This window comes from Streptomyces sediminimaris (genome assembly GCF_047049295.1).
Taxonomy (GTDB): domain Bacteria; phylum Actinomycetota; class Actinomycetes; order Streptomycetales; family Streptomycetaceae; genus Streptomyces; species Streptomyces sediminimaris.
Window position 1 is genome coordinate 5,586,879 of the sequence record NZ_JBJWOT010000001.1, and the last position, 19,918, is coordinate 5,606,796.

The window sequence follows — 19,918 nt, forward strand, 5'->3', positions numbered from 1 at the left end:
CGCGCGACGTGACGTCTGCCGCATCGGGGCGGACGCCTGCCGCATTGGTACGACTGCGGGTGTCTGCCTGTGGACAACCGCCGCACTCGTCTCCGGCGACCTGGCAGCATGGCCGTGTGACAGCAGCAACGCACTCCACGCTCTTCCCGCAGGTACCGGACTCGGCCGACGCGGTGCTCGAAGGGCTCGACCCCGAGCAGCGCGAGGTGGCCACCGCCCTGCGCGGCCCGGTGTGCGTGCTGGCCGGAGCCGGCACGGGCAAGACCCGGGCGATCACCCACCGGATCGCCTATGGGGTGCGGGCCGGGATCCTGCAGCCCTCCAGTGTGCTGGCCGTCACGTTCACCAACCGCGCGGCAGGCGAGATGCGCGGCCGGCTGCGCCAGCTCGGCGCGTCCGGCGTCCAGGCCCGCACCTTCCACTCGGCCGCCCTGCGTCAGCTGCAGTACTTCTGGCCGAAAGCGGTCGGCGGCTCCATGCCCCGCCTCGTCGACCGCAAGATCCAGCTCGTCGCCGACGCCGCCGCCGCCTGCCGCATCCGCCTCGACCGGGGCGAGCTGCGGGACGTCACCGCCGAGATCGAGTGGTCCAAGGTCACCCAGACCGTCCCCGCCGACTACGCGCCCGCCGCCGCGAAGGCCGGCCGCGAATCCCCCCGCGACCCGGCCGAGATCGCCCAGCTGTACTCGGTCTACGAGGACCTCAAGCGGGACCGCTCCGTCATCGACTTCGAGGACGTCCTGCTGCTGACCGTCGCCGTGCTGCAGGACCGGCACGACATCGCCGACCAGGTCCGCGCCCAGTACCAGCACTTCGTGGTCGACGAGTACCAGGACGTCAGCCCCCTCCAGCAGCGTCTGCTCGACCTGTGGCTCGGCGAGCGGGACAACCTGTGCGTGGTCGGTGACGCGAGCCAGACGATCTACTCCTTCACCGGAGCGACCCCGGACCACCTGCTCGACTTCCGTGCCCGCCATCCCGGAGCCACCGTGGTCAAGCTGGTGCGCGACTACCGCTCCACCCCTCAGGTCGTCCACCTCGCCAACGGCCTCCTCGCCCAGGCCCGCGGCCGCGCCGCCGACCACCGCCTGGAGCTGATCTCCCAGCGGGAGGCGGGCCCCGAGCCCGCCTACACCGAGTACACGGACGAGCCCGCGGAGGCCGAGGGCGCCGCCCACCGCATCCGCGAGCTCATGGACGCGGGCGTCCCGGCCGGCGAGATCGCCATCCTGTTCCGGACGAACTCCCAGTCCGAGACCTACGAGCAGGCACTGGCCGACGCCGGAGTCCCCTACCAGCTGCGCGGCGCCGAGCGGTTCTTCGACCGCCCCGAGGTGCGCAAGGCGGGTGTCGCGCTGCGCGGCGCGGCCCGCTTCGGGGGCAACGACTCCCTCCTCGACGACGCCGTCGACCTGCCCTCCCAGGTGCGTGCCGTGCTGTCCGGCGAGGGCTGGACGTCCGAGCCTCCGGCCGGGTCCGGCGCGGTGCGTGAGCGCTGGGAATCCCTCGCCGCCCTCGTGCACCTCGCGCACGACTTCGCCGCCGCCGCACCGCGCGCCACCCTCGGCGACTTCGTCGCGGAGCTCGACGAACGGGCGGGCGCTCAGCACGCCCCGACCGTGCAGGGCGTCACCCTCGCCTCCCTGCACTCGGCCAAGGGTCTCGAGTGGGACGTCGTCTTCCTGGTCGGTGTCGCGGAGGGCATGATGCCGATCACCTACGCCAGAACCGACGAGCAGATCGAGGAGGAGCGCCGCCTCCTCTACGTCGGCGTGACCCGGGCCCGCCGGCACCTCCATGTCTCCTGGTCGCTGTCCCGTTCGCCCGGCGGCCGCCCCAACCGCCGGCCCAGCCGATTCCTGGACGGACTGCGGCCGGGGTCCACCGGTGGCGCCGGCCGCACCGCCGCAGGGGGCGCGGGCGGAGTCGAGCGCGGCGTCGCGAGGACGCCGGCCGCCGTGCCGCGACGCAGGGAGCGCACCCCGGCGCGCTGCCGGGTGTGCGGGCGCACGCTCACCGATGCGGGCGAGATGAAGCTGATGCGTTGCGAGGACTGTCCCTCCGACATGGACGAGGGCCTCTACGAGCGGTTGCGCGAGTGGCGCGCGGTCCAGGCGCAGCGCAGCGGGCAGCCCGCCTTCTGCGTCTTCACCGACAAGACGCTGATGGCGATCGCCGAGGCCGTCCCCGACGACGAGCGTGAACTGGCACGGATTCCCGGGGTCGGCATGCGCAAGCTGACCCGTTACGGTGCCGATGTCCTGGCCCTCTGTGCAGGCCGCGAGCTCGGGGAGGACGGCGAACGGGACTGATTCAAACTCGTCGAGAAAATAGTTTGCGCCTGCCCCAGCAATCCCCATAGGTTCTTGTCCACGGGGACGGAGGCCTTCTCGGAGGCTCCGATTCCGTGTTCTACTTGCATATCCGTCGGACTGGTTCATCCCAGTCCCCCGAGACGCCGAGAGGAGGCGATTGAAGTGATCAGCATCAGCAACAGCACCGCCAAACTGACCGATCGCTCGGTCGTCTCCGCGTGCATGCTCGGCGTTTCCGACCAGGGCACCGTTCTGTCCGGCATCCCTGCCGCCGGTCCGGCGTCCGCCCCCGTGTCTCTCGCGGGCCTTCCCGTCCGTGAGTGCAATGAGCGACCGATCAAGGCACTGGAAGCAGTAGAGGCGCAGGCACAGGCCTATGCCTTTGCGGCGGCCGGTGCCGGCAGCCGGAAGCAGACGACGCAGCACCACCTGATGTGGGCCTTCCGTGGGCCAGATCCCTGGAGTGATCCAGCCTGATCCTTGATCAGGCCGGCGCCTCAGGGCCGCGGAACCCCATCCGGGATCCGCGGCCCTTCTGTTTTCCCTCACCCGGGGACGACGGAGCGAAGGGGCCTCGGGACAAGAAAAGAACCCGGTACCAGCCGACCACCGGCCCCACAGGGCCGGAACGACCAGACGAGGAAGACCAATCGTGCAACTCGAAGCGCACGCCCCGTCCGTACCGCCTTCAGACGCGATTCCCAAGCCCGGCCCCACGGAGGACTCCGCCTTGATCCCGCTCACCGCGCTCACCGCGCTCGACGACGCCATCGAGAACCTCGGCGTACCCGTCCCGTGCCGCTCCTACGACCCGGAGGTCTTCTTCGCCGAGTCGCCGGCCGACGTCGAGTACGCCAAGTCCCTCTGCCGCACCTGCCCGCTGATCGAGGCCTGCCTCGCCGGCGCCAAGGAGCGGCGTGAGCCCTGGGGCGTCTGGGGTGGCGAGCTGTTCGTCCAGGGTGTCGTCGTCGCCCGGAAGCGGCCGCGTGGCCGCCCGCGCAAGAACCCGGTCACGGCATGAACACCGCAGGAACGATCGACCGTCCCCTCACGAACGACCCCGAGAAGCAGGCCCCGATGAAGCCGTCCACCAACGAGCCCACCGGCTCCGCGATCGAAGATGTCACCACCACCGGCGCGACCGGCTCGCGCCAGAACAGGACCCGAGAGATGCAACTCATCCCAGAAGCCCTGGCTCGTGCGCATATGCACGACCGGCTGCATGAGGCCGAGCAGGAACGCCGGGCCTTGAGCCTGGTGGTGGCCCGCCGGATGCAGCGCCGGGCGGAGCGCGCCTCGCTCCGTGCCCGCCGTGCGCTGGCCGTGGCGGTCATGCAGTAGGCGAACACAGCTGAAGCGGTTGCCTCCACACGGGAGGCGGAAGCTCCCCGCGGGGGCCGGTCCGTGCGAACGGACCGGCCCCCGCGGCGCGTTCGGGCGGAGGCGCGGATCACGCCTCGGCGGCTTCGCCTTCGTCCTCCTCCTCGACGAAGCCCGGCAGCCACTCCTCCAGTTCCTCGCGCAGCCGCACCGTCGCACCCAGCTGGCACAGCACGCCGATCGTGCTCAGCGTGACCCGGTGGATCAGGAGGTAGGCCGGAGGCAGGTTGAGCTGCTTGCCCAGCTGGTAGGCGGGGGAGCGGACGTCGGCGATGCGGGCCGCCTGGCTGCGCATCCAGCCGCGGGTGAAGGTGAACTCGTCGGCCCTGGCCGGTTCGATGATCGGCAGCAGGTAGTCGAGGACGGCGCCCGGGTCCAGCTCTATGGACTCCTTGACGAAGCCCTCCGCGCAGAGGAGTTCGTAGACGGCCTCCGCCTCGCCGTCGAGAGTCATGCGCAGGGAGTCGCCGATGGGGGCCGGCAGGCCGCCCGGGAGGCGGTCGACCGTACCGAAGTCGAGGACGCCGAGGCGCCAGTCGTTCTCACCCTTCGGTCCGCCGGGCAGCAGGCGGAAGTTGCCCGGGTGCGGATCGGCGTGCAGCAGTCCGGTGCGGGCCGGGCCCGAGAAGAGGAAGCGGGCCAGGAGCTGACCGGCCCGGTCTCGCTGTTCCCGGGTGCCGTCCGTGATGATCTCCGACAGCGGGACGCCGTCGATCCACTCGGTGATCAGCACCTGGTCGCACTGGTGGACCACGCCGGGCACCACCACGTCCGGGTCGTCGGTGAACTCCTCGGCGTGGGTCTGCTGGGCCTGGGCCTCCAGGCCGTAGTCCAGTTCCTCCGAGACACGGTCCCTGAGTTCGGTGATCAGGGGCTTGATGTCCATGCCGGGGATGAGCGGACCCAGCAGCCGGGCGAAACGGCTCAACTGGCTCAGGTCGGACAGAAGGGCCTCGCCGGCTCCCGGGTACTGCACCTTGACCGCCACCTCGCGGCCGTCGTGCCACACCGCGCGGTGCACCTGCCCGATCGAGGCCGCCGCGGCGGGCTTGTCCTCGAATTCCAGGAAGAGGTCGGCCCAGTCCTCGCCGAGCCGCTCGCCGAGCACCCGGTGCACGGTGCTGGTCGGCATCGGCGGCGCCGCCTCCTGCAGCTTCGTCAGCGCCGCCCGATAGGGGCCGGCGACCTCTTCGGGCAGCGCGGACTCGAAGACGGACAGCGCCTGGCCGAACTTCATCGCGCCGCCCTTGAGCTCGCCGAGCACCTTGAACAGCTGATCCGCCGTGCGCTGCTGCAGCTCGCGGCCGACGATCTCCGCGGACTCGCCGACGATCCGCTTACCGATTCCCCAGGTCGCCCGCCCGGCGAAGCCGAGCGGGAGCGCGGCGAGCTTGGCGGTCCGGGTGACCGCCTTGCGCGGAAGATCAGACATGCGCCCTCCAAGTCCCTGCCGGCCGCGCCGGGTCCGCCTCACGGCAGAACTTCTTCGGCGACCGTTGCCCCTCCATTGTCCCGTGTGACTCCTCGTCCTTTGAGATGTGTTCTCCCTTACCTTTCTCCGCGGCCCCGCACGGGCATGCCGGATGCGCGGGGACCGGCCGTGCGTGCCAGGTCAGGCCCGGGAGGGAAACCTCCCAGCGCGCGCCGGCGCTCGTCGGGACCTGCCCGTCCAGGAAGGAGAGCGCGTGCGCGGCCGCCAGTCCCGCGACCGTTGTGGCCAGTGTCACATCACAGGCCCGGGCCGGACGCGGCGGGCCCGAATGCCACTGTGCCACCAGGCGGGGCCAGGCCGGATCCCGGCCGGTGCGCGCCTCGTGCAGGCAACCCGCGCAGCCCGTCTCGCCGGGCAGCACCAGTGGGCCGACGACGCCGGTCGCCTCCACGACGCCGGCGTAGAGGTGCGGTGTGCCCGAGGCGATGAGCGGTTCCGCGCCGGACGGCGCGGGTGCGTGCACGGCGGCGTCGTCGCGTGGAGCGAGGATCACCAGGGAGAAGCCGGGCTCGCCGGCCGAGAGCGGTGTGCTGCGGTGGCGGCGCCGCGGGCGGTACGGCGCCGAGTGGCGCACGGCCTGCCGGGCGGCCTCCTCCCTGCGTTCGCCGACGGCCCCGGCCGGCAGCCCGCCCGGCGACACGTCTCCCGCCTCCACCCGGCCCACGTCCCGCACGTCGACCTCTCCGATCCCCGCGCCCGCCAGCAGCGAGGCCAGCGTGGCGCCCACCCGGCCCGCGCCCCGCACCTGCACCCGCAGTGAGCGGCGCGCGGCCAGCCGCCGCATCGCGTCGCCGGGTCCGGTGGTGACCAGTGACAGCGAGCCGAGGTCCGGACGCAGCCGGTCCATGGCCTCCTTGCTGCCGCGCAGCTCGTCGGCGTCCGGCCCGCCGCCCTTGGCGTCGTCCAGGAGACCCGCCCGCGCCAGCCGCCGCACCAGTGCGTCGACGTGACCGTCGGGCAGATCCATGCGGCGCCCCTCCTCGCGCAGGAGGGGCAGCCCGCGGGTGCCGTTGAGCAGGTCGAGGAAGCTGCCCGTCGCCGTGTCCACCGGGCCCAGCGTCAGCGCGTGGGCCGGCGCCATCCCGAACTGGACGGTGTTGAGGTCGCGCCAGCCGCGCCGCAGCGCGGTCTTCATCGCAGGAGCAACCGGAACCATCGCATCCATGACAGGCCCCCGTAAGCCTAGTGAGAACATCCCCGTCGAACATCTCCGTCCGCGGAGCCCGGTCGTGGCTCCCGCGGCGAGAACCAGCATGCCCAAACCGGCCGACAGCCGTCGAAAGTTGTCCACAACCTCCGAGCATTCGTCATACGAATCAGACGCCTGGTGGGCGATCGGCACGGAACCGTCCCGGAGTCGGGACTTCCCCCAGGTACAGCGGGTAACGTCGTGGCGTGCCCGCCGACCCACTGCACAGCGCCCGAACGCCACAGCGCAGTACGACGAGCCAGCCGCCGAGCGGCTCGGGGGCGAGCGCGATCGAGGTCCGCAGGAGCGCCCGTCGACGCAGGACGGTCTCCGCGTACCGCGAGGGCGATCGCACCGTCGTACTCATCCCTGCCCGGATGTCCGAGGCGGAGGAGCAGCGCTGGGTGGCCGTCATGCTCGACAAGCTGGCCGCCCAGGAGAGCAAGCAGGTCCTGGGCGACGACGAGCTGGCCGAGCGCGCCGAGCGGCTGTCGGACCAGCACTTCGGCGGACGCGCCCGGCCCACCTCGGTGCGCTGGGTCACCAACCAGAACACGCGCTGGGGGTCGTGCACCCCGTCCGAGGGCAGCATCCGCCTCTCCCACCGGCTGCAGGGCATGCCCGAGTACGTCGTCGACTACGTGCTCGTCCACGAGCTGGCGCATCTGCTCGTCCCCGGGCACGGGCCGCGCTTCTGGCGTCTGCTGGAGGCCTATCCGCGCACCGAGCGGGCCCGGGGGTACCTCGAGGGCGTGGTCGCCGCCGAGCGCCTGCCGCACCTGCCGGGCGCCCGCGGAGAGTGAGGACAGCCCCATGGAGGGTGAGGACAGCCCCATGGAGGGTGAGGACGGCCCCATGGAGGGTGAGGACGGCCCCAAGGAGCATGAGGACGGCCCCCGTAAGGGGTGGAGGCCCGCCCCATAGGGGGGTGGCCGTTGTGTACCGGGTCGGTACCGACTTCCTCCGGTGTCCGGGTTTGCCGTTAGCCTGGCGCGACGCACTCACATTCGGGATGGGGGACGGTCGTTACGCATGGCCAGGGAATTCCAACGCGGCCACAAGGCCAGGATCAGTGACCTCACCGCGGGCACGGATCTGTACGTAGGCGTGCAGATCAGCGGTCCCGGACTGACCTTCGACATCAGCTGCTTCGGTCTCGACGCCGACGAACGGCTCTCCGACGACCGCTACTTCGTCTTCTTCAACCAGCCGAAGTCGCCCGAGGAGTCCATCCAGCTCCTGGGTGCGCAGGCCGGGGACACGGAGTCCTTCCGGATCACGCTCGACAAGATCCCGGCGCGGATCCAGAAGCTGTCGTTCACGGCTGCCCTCGACGGCGCCGGGCAGATGTCGCAGATCGCCCCCGGATACATCCGCATCGTCGCAGGCGGCGAGGAGGTGGCCCGGTACTCCTTCAACGGCTCGGAGTTCTCCACGGAGAGGGCCGTGATGCTGGGCGACTTCTACCTGAAGGACGTGTGGCGCTTCGCCGCCGTCGGGCAGGGCTTCGACGGCGGCCTCGAGGCGCTGCTGAAGAACTTCGGCGGCGAGGTCGCCGAGGAGGAGCAGCCCGGGGCGCCCGCCCCGCAGCAGGCGCAGACCGGCGCCGCGCCCGGCTTCGCCCCGCCCGCCTTCGGCGCCCCGCCGGGCCCTTCGGCCCCGTCCGCACCGGCGCCCGCTCCGGCCCCCGCCCCGGCTCCCCAGGGCTTCGCGCCTCCGGGGCACACGCCGCCTCCCGCCCCCGCGCCCGCCGCGGCTCCGAACGTGCACGCCGCGCCCACCATCATCGCGCCGATGACCCCGCCCGGCGGTGCCCCGGTGCCGCCTCCCGGTCCGGCGCCCGCTCCGTACGGCCAGCCGCCCCAGCAGCAGCCGTACGGCCGGCCCGGTGCTCCGAGCGCGCCGCCGCCACCCGGCTACGGCCAGCCCCAGGCGCCGCACGCGCCCCAGGCGCCCACTCCGCCGCCCGGCTACGGCCAGCCGGCCCCGCCGCCCGGCTACGGCCAGCAGCCGCCCCCCGGGCAGGTCCCGGCGCAGCAGGGCTATGGCGTCCCGCAGGGCGCGCCCCAGGGCGGCGCCGGAGTGACCGCCGCGCTGCAGAAGTTCAAGGAGACACCCACCGGGCAGCGCTGGACGCAGCAGAACAAGAAGCTCGTCCGCGTCGACCTCGGCATCGGCGGCCAGCCCGTGCTCGCCCGGCAGGGCAGCATGGTGCTCTACCAGGGCAAGGTCGACTTCGGCTACAAGGGCGCCGGGTTCGCCGGCCGGATCGTGGGCAACGCCACCGGCCAGGAGATGCAGCTGATGCGCTGCACCGGCCAGGGCCAGGTCTTCCTCGCCGAGAACGCCACCCACCTGCACCCCATCGAACTCCAGGGTGACGCGATCTGCGTCTCCGCCGAGAACGTCCTCGCCTTCGACGAGAGCCTGCAGTACGAGGTCCGCCGGATCGAGGGACACGGCATCCCCGGGGGCGCACTGTTCACGATGCAGTTCCAGGGGACCGGCACGATCGTCGTCAAGACGCACGGCACGCCCGTGGTGCTGCCGGTCACGCCGACCACCTTCGCCGACTGCAACGCCGTCGTGGCCTGGTCGGCGGCTGCCCAGGTGATCGTCTCCAGCCAGGTCCGCATGCGCCGCAACGCCTATCCGGGCGACACCGGCGAGAGCGTCAACCTCCAGTTCCGGGCCGCCCCCGGCAACTTCGTCGTCGTACAGCCCTACGAGGTCTGAGGGAGCCCGTCATGAACCAGCCGCTCGCGGGCTACGCCCCCGCACCCGTCACCGCGCGCATGGAGAACCACGGCAACAACATGCTGAAGGTCGCCATGCAGACCGGGAACGACCTCCTCGCGCGCGTGGGGTCGATGGTCGCCTACGAAGGCTTCATCCAGTACGAGCCCAACCCGCCGGCCGTGCGCCAGATCGCCCGGGACTGGATCACCGGGGAGGGCGCGCCCCTGATGAAGTGCTCCGGCGACGGACTGCTCTACCTCGCCGACTACGGCGCCGATGTCGTCGTGGTCAACCTCAACGGCGACGGCATCTCCGTCAACGCCACCAACCTGCTCGCCTTCGACGCGTCCCTCACCTGGGGCGTGGAGCGGGTGAAGGGGCTCGCCAAGTTCGCCGGACAGGGTCTGTGGAACACCAGGATCTCGGGGCAGGGCTGGGTGGCGCTGACCTCCCGGGGCACGCCGATCGTCGTCGACTGCGGCGGCGGGGAGGACGAGACCTACGTCGACCCGGACGCGCTCGTCGCCTGGTCCCCGAACCTGAAGGTGAAGGGCAAGCGCAGCTTCAAGGCGCAGTCGCTGATCGGCCGCGGCAGCGGTGAGGCCTACCAGATGGCCTTCTCCGGTCAGGGCATCGTCGTCGTCCAGCCCAGCGAGGACAGCACCGACCGCCTGCGGTTCCGGGGCTGAGGGGGAGCCAGAAACACCATGCAGAGTCCGCTTTTCGCCTTCAACGACTCGCAGTCCCAGGAGCGCTACAGCCTGCAGAACAAGCAGATGCTGCGGGTCACGCTGCAGGGCCACGACGACATCCTGGCCCGCAAGGGCACCATGGTCGCCTACCAGGGGCTCGTGGAGTTCGACGCGGAGTACCAGAGCACCCAGCAGGCGTACGCGCGCGCGGCCACCGGCGAGGGTCTCAGCCTGATGCGCTGCCACGGGCAGGGCACGGTCTTCTTCGCCAACCTCGCCCAGCACATCCATGTGGTGGACGTGGACCAGGACGGCCTGACGGTCGACAGCAGCTACGTGCTCGCGATGGACTCCTCGCTGCACCACGAGGTCATCGCCGTCGACAGCCAGTACGGCATCTCCGGCTCCGGGAAGTACCAGCTGAACATCACCGGCCGCGGCAAGGTCGCCCTGATGACCTCGGGCGCGCCGCTGATGATGCAGGTGACGCCCGACAAGTACGTCAACTGCGACGCCGACGCGATCGTCGCCTGGTCGACGAGCCTGCGCGTGCAGATGCAGGCCCAGACGCACTCCTCCGGGGTGTGGCGGCGCCGCGGCAACACCGGTGAGGGCTGGGAGCTCAGCTTCATGGGCAGCGGGTTCGCGCTCGTCCAGCCGAGTGAGCTGCTGCCGCCGCAGAACGCCCAGATCGGTTCCGGACTCGCCGCGCAGTACGGCATGGGCCAGCACGGAGCGCGGGCGCAGAACCAGGGGAACGTCTGGAGCTGAGCCTCCGGAAAGCAGATGTAAGGGGCGCCCGCACGTGCGGGCGCCCCTTACGCATGGCGGCGCCTCACAGGCGCGCGCGGGTCGCCTCCAGCAGTCGCAGGACGGACTCGTCGGCCACGTCCGCCACCTCGTCGTAGGCGAACCAGCGCAGGTCCAGCGACTCCTCGCTGATCTCCTGGACCGCGCCGGGCGGCGCCAGCACCGCGTACTGCACGTCGAAGTGGCAGTGGCACGGCGGCGGGATGGGATGGCGGTCGAGGCGGACCGGGCCGCCCGGCAGCAGGCTCAGCCCGGCGATGCCCGACTCCTCGGTGGCCTCACGCAGGGCCGCCGACGCCAGGGAGGGGTCATCCGGCTCGCAGTGGCCGCCCATCTGCAGCCACATCCGCAGCTTCCCGTGGAGGGTCAGCAGAACCCGGCCGCGCTCCGGGTCGATCACCAGGGCGCTCGCCGTGATGTGTCCCGCGCGGCAGGCCTTCCACAGGCCGTCCGGATGGGCCGCCAGATGGTCCAGGTACGTCTGGCGCAGCTCTTCCTGGCCCTCGTACGCCTTCAGGACGAGGACCGCGTCGTCGTACACGCTCACTCGGTGCCGTCGCCCCCGGTGCCGTCACCCTCGGCGTCGTCGTCCTCGGTGTCGCCCTTCGGCTCGTCCTTGCTCAGGTTCGGCTTCCCCGCGGAACCGTCCGCCGCGTCGCCGAGCATCTTGTCGAGCTCGGAGAAGTCCAGCTGCTCGCGGTGCACGAAGCCGTCCGGGTCGTCCAGGTCCGAGGCCGTGGGCAGCATGTCCGGGTGGGCCCACAGGGCGTCCCGGCCGTCGACGCCGCGCGCGTCCGTGAGCGAGGCCCACAGGCGGGAGGCGTCGCGCAGCCGGCGCGGGCGCAGCTCCAGGCCGATCAGCGTGGCGAACGTCTGCTCCGCCGGACCGCCGGAGGCACGGCGGCGGCGCAGGGTCTCGCGGAGCGCGTCGGCGGACGACAGGCGCGGTTTCGCGGCCGCGTGCACCACGGCGTCCACCCAGCCCTCGACGAGCGCCAGAGCCGTCTCCAGGCGGGCCAGGGCGGCCTTCTGCTCCGGGGTGTCCTCCGGCTGGAACATGCCCTGCTGCAGAGCGTCCTGCAGCTGCTCGGGGTTCTGCGGGTCGAACTGGCCGACCACGTCCTCCAGCTTGGCCGTGTCGACCTTGATCCCGCGCGCGTACCCCTCGACCGCGCCGAACAGGTGGGACCGCAGCCACGGCACGTGCGCGAAGAGGCGCTGGTGGGCGGCCTCGCGCAGGGCGAGGTACAGCTGCACCTCCTCCTTCGGCACGCCCAGGTCCTTGCCGAACGCCTCGATGTTCACCGGCAGCAGCGCGGCCTTCCCGGCCGGGCCGAGGGGCAGGCCGATGTCGGTGGAGCCGACGACCTCGCCCGCGAGCACGCCGACGGCCTGCCCGATCTGCGTGCCGAACATCGCGCCGCCCATGGAGCGCATCATGCCGATCAGCGGGCCGGCCATGGCCTGCATCTCCTCCGGCAGCACGTCGCCCATGGCCGCGCCGACACGCTCGGCGACCGGGTCGACGAGCTCCTGCCACGCGGGCAGGGTCGCCTCCACCCACTCCGCGCGGGACCACGCCACCGCCGAGCCGGCGCCGGACGGCAGCGACGTCGCGTCGTCCAGCCACAGGTCGGCCAGGCGGACGGCCTCCTGCACTGCGGTGCGCTGTGCGGGGCCGACGCTGGAGTCCTTGGTGCCGTCGGGGCTGCCCTGGGAGACGGTCTGGCGGGCGATCTGCTTGGCCATGTCCCAGTTCACCGGGCCGCCCTCGTAGGAGAGCATCTGGCCCAGCTGCTGGAAGGCGGCACCCAGGTCGTTGGGGTTCAGCGAACCGAACATGGCAGCGAGCGGATTGTCCGCGCCGGGGCCGCCAAAGCCCCCTGCGCCGGGCAGCCCGCCGAAGCCGAACGGGTTGGCCGGTTCCTGACCACCACCGCTCTCCTGGTCCTTCTTCTTGCCCTCGTCGCCGTCTTCCGGCTCCTCCGGCGGAAGGCCGAATCCGAATGGGGTGTCACTCACGGGATTCCTCGGCTGGTAAGGCCGCCGGTTGTCCCCGACGGCACGACTGCCCGATAACACCACCCAGCGTAGACACCATGGGCGGTTCGGGCCTCGGTGCTTCGCCGACTCTCGGCCTGCGGCAGGATGGATGCCACCTGGTAGGGACGCGTCACTCGCGTTCTTACTGAAGACAACCGCTGGAGACGCCCGGTGAGTTCCCCAGATCCGCAGGTTCGCGCAGCGCGAAACGAGTCAGCCCGCCCGTCGCCCGGGCACCGCCCCTCGACGACGGCGCTTCGCGCCGGCGAGTCGACCGCGGTCAGAGGCCCGGTCGTCGCGGTCACCGGAGCCGCCTCCGGCATCGGTGCCCTGCTCGTCGAACGTCTGGCCGCCTCGGACGAGGTCAAGCAGGTCATCGCCATCGACGAGCGGCGCGGTGAGTGCGAGGCGGCGCGGTGGCACATCCTGGACGTACGGGATCCGGCCATCGCGGACAAGCTGCGGGGCGCGGACGTGGTGGTGCACCTGGCGCTCGATCTGGATCTGGAGGGCGACCCCGCCGCCCGTACGGCCTACAACGTGCGCGGAACGCAGACCGTGCTGACCGCCGCGGCCGCGGCCGGCGTCCACCGGGTCGTGCTGTGCACCTCCGCGATGGTCTACGGGGCGCTGCCGGACAACGAGCTGCCGCTGTCCGAGGACGCCGAGCTGCGGGCCACGGCCGAGGCCACCGGGGTCGGCGACCTGCTGGAGATCGAGCGGCTGGCGCGGCGCGCCCCCCGCGCGCACCCGGGCCTCAACGTCAGCGTGGTGCGGCCCGCGGTGCTGGTCGGCGGCACGGACACCGCGCTGACCAGGTATTTCGAGTCGCCCCGGCTGCTGGTCGTCGCCGGTTCGCGGCCCGCCTGGCAGTTCTGCCACGTCGAGGATCTGTGCAGCGCCCTGGAGTACGTCGTCCTGGAGAAGGCCGACGGGGAGATCGCGGTCGGCTGCGAGGGATGGCTGGAGCAGGAGGAGGTCGAGGAGCTCAGCGGGATCCGGCGGATGGAGCTGCCGTCCGCGGTGGCCCTGGGGGCGGCCGCCCGGCTGCACCGGATCGGGCTGACGCCGTCGCCGGCCGGGGACCTGGCGTACACGATGTACCCCTGGGTGGTGAGCGGAAGCCGGCTGCACGACGCGGGCTGGCGCCCGCAGTGGACCAACGAGGAGGTGCTCGCGGAGCTCCTGGAGGAGGTCTCCGGGCGGCACACGGTGGCCGGACGCCGGCTGGGCCGCAAGGACGCGACAGCGGCGGGCGCGGCGGGCGCGACGGTGGCTCTGCTGGGCGCGGCGGCCGTGGTCCGGCGGGCGCGCAAGGCACGCCGCCGCATCTGAGGACCGCCCGCGTCTCAGGATCCGAGGACCGCGTGCGTCCGGGTACCGTCTGCGTCCGGGGCCGCCTGCCGGGCGCGCGCCCGGCAGGCGGCCACCTGTAGGACACTCCAAGCCGGCACGCGCGCGTGCCGGGTGAAACGCCTGTTCCGTGTTGTCGGCGGCGTGCGGCACGATGGGGACATGGCATCCATCGACGACCATCCCGGCGAGCACGCCGCGCGGGAGCCCATCAAGCTGATCGCCGTCCGTGAGACCGCGCTGTCGCTGGACGAGGTCTTCGGGGCCGTCGGTGACGACGCGGCCGGGGGAATCGCCCTCTTCGTGGGCACCGTGCGCAACCACGACGAGGGCGCGGACGTCGATCGGCTCGGCTATTCGTGCCACCCCAGTGCCGAGGCCGAGATGCGGCGGATCGCCGAGAAGGTCGTCGCCGAGTACCCGGTGCGGGCGCTGGCGGCCGTGCACCGGATCGGTGACCTGGGCGTGGGGGATCTCGCCGTCGTCGTCGCCGTGTCGTGCCCGCACCGGGCCGAGGCCTTCGAGGCCTGCCGGAAGCTGATCGACGACCTGAAGCACGAGGTGCCCATCTGGAAGCACCAGACCTTCTCCGACGGTATGGAGGAGTGGGTGGGGGCCTGCTGAACACCCTTGTGCCGTCCTCGGGTTGCGTAACCGCACCCCTGCCGTGAGCGTTGTCAGTGCGGACGGTTAATCTGCTGATCAGTCAGTTCGCGCGGTCGCTCAGCGGGGTCGGGAGGTCGGCATGGGCGCGCTTCTGTGGTTGTTGATTCCGCTCGTCGCCGGGATCGGGGCCGGTCTGTGGGGCAGCTGGGCCGGCCGGACGCGCAAGCAGCGCAGCGACGGTCCCGAGCTCACCGGGTACGCCCGCTTCCGTGAGGCCATGGAGCGGTCCGACTCCGGTACGTGAGGGGACAGGGGTGGGGCTGACGGTCCGCTGACAGGGCTGTCCCGTACTGTCTTGGCATGCCACGCCGCACCGCGACGATGCTCGCCTCCACCCTGATGCTGATCGCGCTCCTGTGCGCGGGAGTGTTCATCCCCGTGCCGTACTCGGAGATGTCCCCGGGCCCGACGGTGAACACGCTCGGGGAGCACGACGGCGAGCCGGTGCTGCAGATCTCCGGACACAGGACCTATCCGACCAGTGGCCACCTGAACATGACCACCGTGCGGGTGACCAGCGCCGACTACCGCATGAACCTCGTCGAGGCCGTCTACGGGTGGCTCGCCCACGACAGCAAGGTCGTGCCGCACAACACCCTGTACCCGGACGGCAAGACCGAGGAGCAGTCGACGCAGGAGAACGCCGAGGAGTTCAGCCAGTCCCAGGAGAGCGCCAAGGTCGCCGCCCTGAAGGAGCTCGGCATCCCGGTGCGGACCTGGGTGATCGTCTCGACGGTGGTCAAGGGCTCCCCGGCCCAGGGCAAGCTGCACGCCGGTGACGTCATCAAGGCCGTCGACGGCACGGCCGTGAAGCAGCCGGAGGACGTCGCCAAACTGGTGACCAAGCACCGGCCCGGCCAGGACGTCGTGTTCACGATCGTGCCCGCCAAGGCGCAGGCCGCCGCCGAGAAGCAGAACAGGACGGCGACCACGACGCGGAAGATCACGATCACGACCACGACGTCGAGCGACAGCGGCAAGAAGCGCGCCATCGTCGGAATCTCCGCCGGGACGGACCACACGTTCCCCTTCAGCATGGACATCAAGCTCGCCGACGTCGGCGGGCCGAGCGCCGGCCTGATGTTCGCGCTCGGCCTCTACGACAAGCTCACGCCCGGCAGCCTGACCGGCGGCACCTTCGTGGCCGGCACCGGGACGATCGACGACAGCGGCAAGGTCGGCCCGATCGGCGGCATCCAGATGAAGACGGTCGGCGCGCGGAACAAGGGCGCGCGGTACTTCCTGACGCCGGCCGACAACTGCTCCGCCGCCGCCAAGGACACCCCGGGCGGGCTCACCCTGATCAAGGTGAACACCATCGACGACGCCCTCGGCGCGCTGAAGGACCTCCGCGCCGGCAAGACGTCCGACCTGCCGAAGTGCACGGCCAAGTAGACCGCGGCCCGGTCGGTCGGCTACTCCTCGAAGGTCGCCGCGAGCGCCTGCGCCAGGCCCGGCACCAGGTCGGAGCCCGTGAGGACCTCCGTCGGCGCGTCCTTCTCGCGCAGGCGCAGCGCCGAGTCACGGGCGCCGTCGCGCAGCACCGCCACCGTCATGCGGATCTCCTGGCGCTCCGGGTGGTCGGCGACCCACTTCGCCAGGCCGGCCTCGTCCAGGTTCTCGGGGACCTGGGCCTCGGCGGCCGGCGGCAGCATCAGCCGCTCCACCGTGAGCGCGCAGCCGGCCACCGCGTCGGGCCAGGCGATCGTGGCGAGGAACTCGTCCAGCGGCTTCCCGGCCGGGATCTCCTCCTGCTCGATCGGGGTGAGACCACCGGTCTCGGGATCGTCGTCCAGCCCCAGCTGGGCCGCGAGGGCGGGTTCCTGGGCCCGCAGCCGGGCGGTGTCCACGAGGGCGAAGAGGCGGGCGGGCTGGTCCCAGCCGAGGCCGGAGGCGTACTCGTCGATCTCGAGCACGGCCCGGGTGAGCGGGTTGGCTGCCATGGGAGTGTTGGACATGGTCACAATCCTGCCTCGTTCATGGCCGGAATCGGGAACCGAGTAAACGGTGAGTAAGTTGCATAGGTGTGGGCCCGCGATCACGGGGGGCCACGGCAGGTCCGTGAAGACGCGGGCCTGACGGATCGACAGCGAACTTCGAGGTGCGCACCTTGGCTTTCCAGATGCCGGACCGCGGCGGAGGCCCGACGGGGCCGCGGATCAGAGTGGGCCGCCCGTCCCGGCGCGTCCGGACCCTGCTCATGACACTGGGCGTCCTGGCCGTCATCGGCATGGCGTTCACCATGTTCGCGGGGTTCTGGACCGAATGGCTCTGGTACCGCTCCGTGAAGTACTCCTCCGTCTTCACCACCACGCTGTGGACCAAGATCGGGCTGTTCTTCGTCTTCGGTCTGCTGATGGCCCTCGCCGTCGGCTTCAACATCTGGCTGGCGCACCGCATGCGGCCGCCGCTGAGCGCGATGTCGATGGAGCAGCAGAGCCTCGACCGGTACCGGATGAGCATCGCGCCGTACAAGACCTGGCTGCTGCTCGGGATCACCGCCCTGGTGGGACTGATCGCCGGCGCCTCGGCCTCGAGCCAGTGGCGCACCTGGCTGATGTGGGTCAACGGCGTGCCCTTCCACCAGAAGGACCCCCAGTTCCACCTCGATGTCTCGTTCTACGCCTTCGACCTGCCCTGGTACCGCTTCCTGCTGGGCTTCGGCTTCGCGGCGGCGATCCTGTCCCTGATCGCCGCCGCGCTCACGCACTACCTGTACGGCGGTCTCAGGATCACCTCCCCGGGCGCGCGGGCCACCGCCGCCGCGACGGGGCACCTGTCGGTCCTGATCGGCCTCTTCGTCGCCCTGAAGGCGGTCGCGTACTGGCTCGACCGGTACGGGCTCGCGGTGAAGTCGAGCGACTTCAAGGCGACGGGCAACTGGACCGGCCTGAGGTACGTCGACGCGAACGCCTATCTGCCGGCCAAGACCATCCTGTTCTGCATCGCCGTCATCTGCGCGCTGCTGTTCTTCGCCACGCTGTGGCGGCGCACCTGGCAGCTGCCGGTGATCGGCTTCGGCCTGATGGTGCTCTCGGCGATCCTGATCGGCGGGCTCTACCCGGCGATCGTGCAGAAGTTCCAGGTCGAGCCGAACGAGCAGGCCAAGGAAGCACCGTACGTCCAGAAGAACCTCAAGGCGACACGCGAGGCGTACGGCATCGACGACACCAAGGTCAGCGAGTACGAGGGCACCAGCACCACCAAGGACAAGAGCAAGGTCCGCGACGACGTCTCGTCCACGGCGAGCATCCGCATCATCGACCCGAACATCGTCTCGCCCACGTTCCAGCAGCTCCAGCAGATGCGGAACTACTACGGGTTCCCCACCAACCTGGACGTCGACCGCTACCGCAAGGACGGCAAGGACCAGGACACGGTGATCGGCCTGCGCGAGCTGAACCTGGCCGGCGTCCCCAAGAACAACTGGATCAACGACCACTTCCGCTACACCCACGGCTACGGCGTCGTCACGGCGAAGGGCACCGAGGCCACCGAGGGCAGCTCGCCCGGCCGTCCCGTCTTCACCGAGTCCGACCTGCCGTCCAAGGGCGACCTCGGGACGTATCAGCAGCGGATCTACTACGGCGAGAAGACCACCACCTACTCGATCGTCGGAGGCCCCCAGAAGGAGATCGACTACTCCGACGACACGGGCGAGAAGACCACGAGCTACCAGGGCAAGAGCGGGGTCAACCTCTCCAACCCGGTCAACCGCGCGGCCTACGCGCTGGCGTTCAGCGAGCCGCAGATCCTCTACTCCGGCGCGATCGGAGAGGGCTCGCGGATCCTCTACAACCGCACGCCCAAGGAGCGCGTCGAGGCCGTGGCGCCCTGGCTGACCATCGACGGCGACACCTACCCGGCGGTCGTGGACGGCCGTATCCAGTGGATCGTCGACGCCTACACGACGACGAACGGCTATCCCTACGCCTCCCGTACGACCCTCGGTGACACGACGGCCGACTCGCTGACCGCGACCAACAACTCGCGCGCGGTGGTGGCCCAGCAGAACCAGGTCAACTACATCCGCAACTCGGTGAAGGCGACCGTCGACGCGTACACCGGCCAGGTCAGGCTCTACCAGTGGGACACCCAGGACCCGGTCCTGAAGACCTGGATGAAGGCGTTCCCGGGCACGGTGAAGCCGAAGAAGGACATCACGCCCGAGCTGCTGGCCCACTTCCGCTACCCGCAGGACCTGTTCAAGGTGCAGCGCGAGCTTCTCTCGCGCTACCACGTCAAGGACGCGCAGACCTTCCTCAGCGGCAGCGAGGTGTGGCAGGTGCCGAACGACCCGACCAACAAGTCGGGCAACGCGGTACCGCCGTACTACCTCAGTATGAAGATGCCCGACCAGAAGGCCCAGGCGTTCTCCCTGACCACGACGTTCACTCCGAACGGCCGGGACAACCTCAGCGCCTTCATGGCGGTCGACGCCGAGGCGGACAGCCCCGACTACGGCAAGATCAGAGTGCTGAAACTGCCGACCAGCCAACAGGTCGACGGCCCCAAACAGGTGCAGAGCCAGTTCAACTCCAACACGGAGATCGCCGAGTCGATCAAACTCCTCAAGGGCGGCGACTCCGACATCGAGTACGGCAACCTGCTGACGGTGCCGCTCGACGGAGGGCTGCTGTACGTGGAACCCGTCTACGTGCGCGGCGGCGACGTGAAGTTCCCGCTGCTGCGGAAGGTGCTGGTCTCCTACGGAGGCAAGACCGCCTTCGAGGACACCCTCGACGCGGCCCTCAACAAGGTCTTCGGGGCGGAGGGTTCGACACCGCCGCCGGCGGACCAGGGGACCAACCCGCCGCCGACGTCCAGCAACCCGACGGTCCAGCAGGCGCTGAAGGACGCCCAGAAGGCGTTCGACGCCGGCCAGGAGGCCCTGAAGAAGGGCGACTGGCAGGCGTACGGGGAGGCGCAGAAGGACCTCCAGGACGCGCTGCGGAGGGCGGAGGACGCGCAGTCCGCGGCCGGCAAGACCGGTGGCGGGAGCAGTGGTTCCAAGCCGAGCGCCGGGGCGAAGCCGAGTGGCGGTCCCAGTCCGAGCGGCAGTCCCAGTCCGAGCGGCACGGCCGGCGGGTAGCCGGACCCCGGCTGATGCCGCACCACGGTGATCAAGGCCGCCCCGCGTCGTGGTACGGTTGCCACACAACGACGCGGGGTGGAGCAGCTCGGTAGCTCGCTGGGCTCATAACCCAGAGGTCGCAGGTTCAAATCCTGTCCCCGCTAC

18 protein-coding genes and 1 tRNA gene are annotated in these 19,918 nt (G+C 71.0%); 14 read left to right on the top strand and 5 right to left on the bottom strand.

Features of this window, described 5'->3' with window-relative positions; translation table 11 throughout:
• The first annotated feature begins 59 nt into the window (after positions 1 to 59).
• The 4 genes from ACJ9NR_RS26040 to ACJ9NR_RS26055 all read left to right on the top strand — a co-directional run bounded on the left by ACJ9NR_RS26040 (position 60) and on the right by ACJ9NR_RS26055 (position 3,656).
• Entirely contained in the window at positions 60 to 2,312 is a 2,253-nt protein-coding gene (locus ACJ9NR_RS26040) for an ATP-dependent DNA helicase UvrD2 (protein WP_412493346.1), read from the top strand.
• 165 nt (positions 2,313 to 2,477) lie between these two features.
• Complete coding sequence (locus ACJ9NR_RS26045; protein ID WP_412493347.1) at positions 2,478 to 2,792, top strand: hypothetical protein; 315 nt, start codon at positions 2,478 to 2,480, stop codon at positions 2,790 to 2,792.
• A 175-nt stretch (positions 2,793 to 2,967) separates the two neighbouring features.
• Entirely contained in the window at positions 2,968 to 3,336 is a 369-nt protein-coding gene (locus ACJ9NR_RS26050; protein WP_412493348.1) for a WhiB family transcriptional regulator, read from the top strand.
• Entirely contained in the window at positions 3,333 to 3,656 is a 324-nt protein-coding gene (locus ACJ9NR_RS26055) for a putative WhiB-interacting protein (RefSeq protein ID WP_412493349.1), read from the top strand. The genes ACJ9NR_RS26050 and ACJ9NR_RS26055 overlap by 4 nt, the downstream gene beginning before the upstream one ends.
• 109 nt (positions 3,657 to 3,765) lie before the next feature.
• On the opposite strand, the gene ACJ9NR_RS26060 is transcribed toward ACJ9NR_RS26055, so the two are convergent.
• Both ACJ9NR_RS26060 and ACJ9NR_RS26065 read right to left on the bottom strand, forming a co-directional pair.
• Entirely contained in the window at positions 3,766 to 5,127 is a 1,362-nt protein-coding gene (locus ACJ9NR_RS26060; protein WP_412493350.1) for an ABC1 kinase family protein, read from the bottom strand.
• Positions 5,120 to 6,322, bottom strand: coding sequence for a TOMM precursor leader peptide-binding protein (locus ACJ9NR_RS26065; protein ID WP_412493352.1), 1,203 nt, complete (start codon positions 6,320 to 6,322; stop codon positions 5,120 to 5,122). The genes ACJ9NR_RS26060 and ACJ9NR_RS26065 overlap by 8 nt, the downstream gene beginning before the upstream one ends.
• Before the next feature lie 260 nt (positions 6,323 to 6,582).
• On the opposite strand from ACJ9NR_RS26065, the gene ACJ9NR_RS26070 reads away from it, so the two are divergent.
• The 4 genes from ACJ9NR_RS26070 (at position 6,583) to ACJ9NR_RS26085 (ending at position 10,578) form a co-directional block, all read left to right on the top strand.
• Positions 6,583 to 7,179: a M48 metallopeptidase family protein gene (locus ACJ9NR_RS26070; protein WP_412493353.1), complete on the top strand. Its 597-nt coding sequence runs from the start codon at positions 6,583 to 6,585 to the stop codon at positions 7,177 to 7,179.
• Between the two features lie 229 nt (positions 7,180 to 7,408).
• Positions 7,409 to 9,112 (top strand): TerD family protein, encoded by a 1,704-nt coding sequence (locus tag ACJ9NR_RS26075; RefSeq protein ID WP_412493354.1) that lies wholly within the window; start codon positions 7,409 to 7,411, stop codon positions 9,110 to 9,112.
• Positions 9,113 to 9,123: 11 nt separating this feature from the next.
• Entirely contained in the window at positions 9,124 to 9,804 is a 681-nt protein-coding gene (locus tag ACJ9NR_RS26080) for an AIM24 family protein (RefSeq protein WP_412493355.1), read from the top strand.
• An 18-nt stretch (positions 9,805 to 9,822) separates the two neighbouring features.
• On the top strand, positions 9,823 to 10,578 hold the full coding sequence (locus tag ACJ9NR_RS26085; protein WP_412493356.1) for an AIM24 family protein: 756 nt from the start codon (positions 9,823 to 9,825) through the stop codon (positions 10,576 to 10,578).
• 64 nt (positions 10,579 to 10,642) lie between these two features.
• Here ACJ9NR_RS26085 and ACJ9NR_RS26090 read toward each other — a convergent pair whose 3' ends face one another.
• Together ACJ9NR_RS26090 and ACJ9NR_RS26095 are read right to left on the bottom strand one after the other, a co-directional pair.
• Positions 10,643 to 11,164: an NUDIX hydrolase gene (locus tag ACJ9NR_RS26090; protein WP_412493357.1), complete on the bottom strand. Its 522-nt coding sequence runs from the start codon at positions 11,162 to 11,164 to the stop codon at positions 10,643 to 10,645.
• Positions 11,161 to 12,639 carry a zinc-dependent metalloprotease gene (locus tag ACJ9NR_RS26095; protein WP_412493358.1) on the bottom strand — a complete coding sequence of 493 codons (1,479 nt, stop codon included), beginning with the start codon at positions 12,637 to 12,639 and terminating at the stop codon, positions 11,161 to 11,163. The genes ACJ9NR_RS26090 and ACJ9NR_RS26095 overlap by 4 nt, the downstream gene beginning before the upstream one ends.
• A gap of 192 nt (positions 12,640 to 12,831) precedes the next feature.
• On the opposite strand from ACJ9NR_RS26095, the gene ACJ9NR_RS26100 reads away from it, so the two are divergent.
• The 4 genes from ACJ9NR_RS26100 to ACJ9NR_RS26115 all read left to right on the top strand — a co-directional run bounded on the left by ACJ9NR_RS26100 (position 12,832) and on the right by ACJ9NR_RS26115 (position 16,074).
• Positions 12,832 to 13,995, top strand: coding sequence for an SDR family oxidoreductase (locus ACJ9NR_RS26100; RefSeq protein ID WP_412493359.1), 1,164 nt, complete (start codon positions 12,832 to 12,834; stop codon positions 13,993 to 13,995).
• Between the two features lie 180 nt (positions 13,996 to 14,175).
• A complete protein-coding gene (locus ACJ9NR_RS26105; RefSeq protein ID WP_412493360.1) occupies positions 14,176 to 14,637 on the top strand; it encodes a molybdenum cofactor biosynthesis protein MoaE in 462 nt (153 codons plus the stop codon).
• A 121-nt stretch (positions 14,638 to 14,758) separates the two neighbouring features.
• Positions 14,759 to 14,923, top strand: coding sequence for a hypothetical protein (locus ACJ9NR_RS26110; RefSeq protein WP_412493361.1), 165 nt, complete (start codon positions 14,759 to 14,761; stop codon positions 14,921 to 14,923).
• Positions 14,924 to 14,979: 56 nt separating this feature from the next.
• Complete coding sequence (locus tag ACJ9NR_RS26115; RefSeq protein ID WP_412493362.1) at positions 14,980 to 16,074, top strand: YlbL family protein; 1,095 nt, start codon at positions 14,980 to 14,982, stop codon at positions 16,072 to 16,074.
• A 20-nt stretch (positions 16,075 to 16,094) separates the two neighbouring features.
• On the opposite strand, the gene ACJ9NR_RS26120 is transcribed toward ACJ9NR_RS26115, so the two are convergent.
• Positions 16,095 to 16,637: a PPA1309 family protein gene (locus ACJ9NR_RS26120; RefSeq protein ID WP_412493363.1), complete on the bottom strand. Its 543-nt coding sequence runs from the start codon at positions 16,635 to 16,637 to the stop codon at positions 16,095 to 16,097.
• Positions 16,638 to 16,801: 164 nt separating this feature from the next.
• Here ACJ9NR_RS26120 and ACJ9NR_RS26125 point away from each other — a divergent pair, with 164 nt between their 5' ends.
• A complete protein-coding gene (locus ACJ9NR_RS26125; protein WP_412493528.1) occupies positions 16,802 to 19,771 on the top strand; it encodes a UPF0182 family membrane protein in 2,970 nt (989 codons plus the stop codon).
• Between the two features lie 72 nt (positions 19,772 to 19,843).
• Positions 19,844 to 19,917, top strand: a tRNA-Met gene (locus ACJ9NR_RS26130).
• Position 19,918: the final 1 nt, after the last annotated feature.

Excerpts from the sequence above, each read along its gene's own strand:
- ACJ9NR_RS26055 (WP_412493349.1), top strand. The coding sequence starts at position 3,333 with ATGAACACCGCAGGAACGATCGACCGTCCCCTCACGAACGACCCCGAG.
- ACJ9NR_RS26060 (WP_412493350.1), bottom strand. The coding sequence starts at position 5,127 with ATGTCTGATCTTCCGCGCAAGGCGGTCACCCGGACCGCCAAGCTCGCC.
- ACJ9NR_RS26065 (WP_412493352.1), bottom strand. The coding sequence starts at position 6,322 with ATGAAGACCGCGCTGCGGCGCGGCTGGCGCGACCTCAACACCGTCCAG.
- ACJ9NR_RS26075 (WP_412493354.1), top strand. The coding sequence starts at position 7,409 with ATGGCCAGGGAATTCCAACGCGGCCACAAGGCCAGGATCAGTGACCTC.
- ACJ9NR_RS26080 (WP_412493355.1), top strand. The coding sequence starts at position 9,124 with ATGAACCAGCCGCTCGCGGGCTACGCCCCCGCACCCGTCACCGCGCGC.
- ACJ9NR_RS26085 (WP_412493356.1), top strand. The coding sequence starts at position 9,823 with ATGCAGAGTCCGCTTTTCGCCTTCAACGACTCGCAGTCCCAGGAGCGC.
- ACJ9NR_RS26105 (WP_412493360.1), top strand. The coding sequence starts at position 14,176 with ATGGCATCCATCGACGACCATCCCGGCGAGCACGCCGCGCGGGAGCCC.
- ACJ9NR_RS26110 (WP_412493361.1), top strand. The coding sequence starts at position 14,759 with ATGGGCGCGCTTCTGTGGTTGTTGATTCCGCTCGTCGCCGGGATCGGG.
- ACJ9NR_RS26115 (WP_412493362.1), top strand. The coding sequence starts at position 14,980 with ATGCCACGCCGCACCGCGACGATGCTCGCCTCCACCCTGATGCTGATC.
- ACJ9NR_RS26120 (WP_412493363.1), bottom strand. The coding sequence starts at position 16,637 with ATGTCCAACACTCCCATGGCAGCCAACCCGCTCACCCGGGCCGTGCTC.
- ACJ9NR_RS26125 (WP_412493528.1), top strand. The coding sequence starts at position 16,802 with ATGCCGGACCGCGGCGGAGGCCCGACGGGGCCGCGGATCAGAGTGGGC.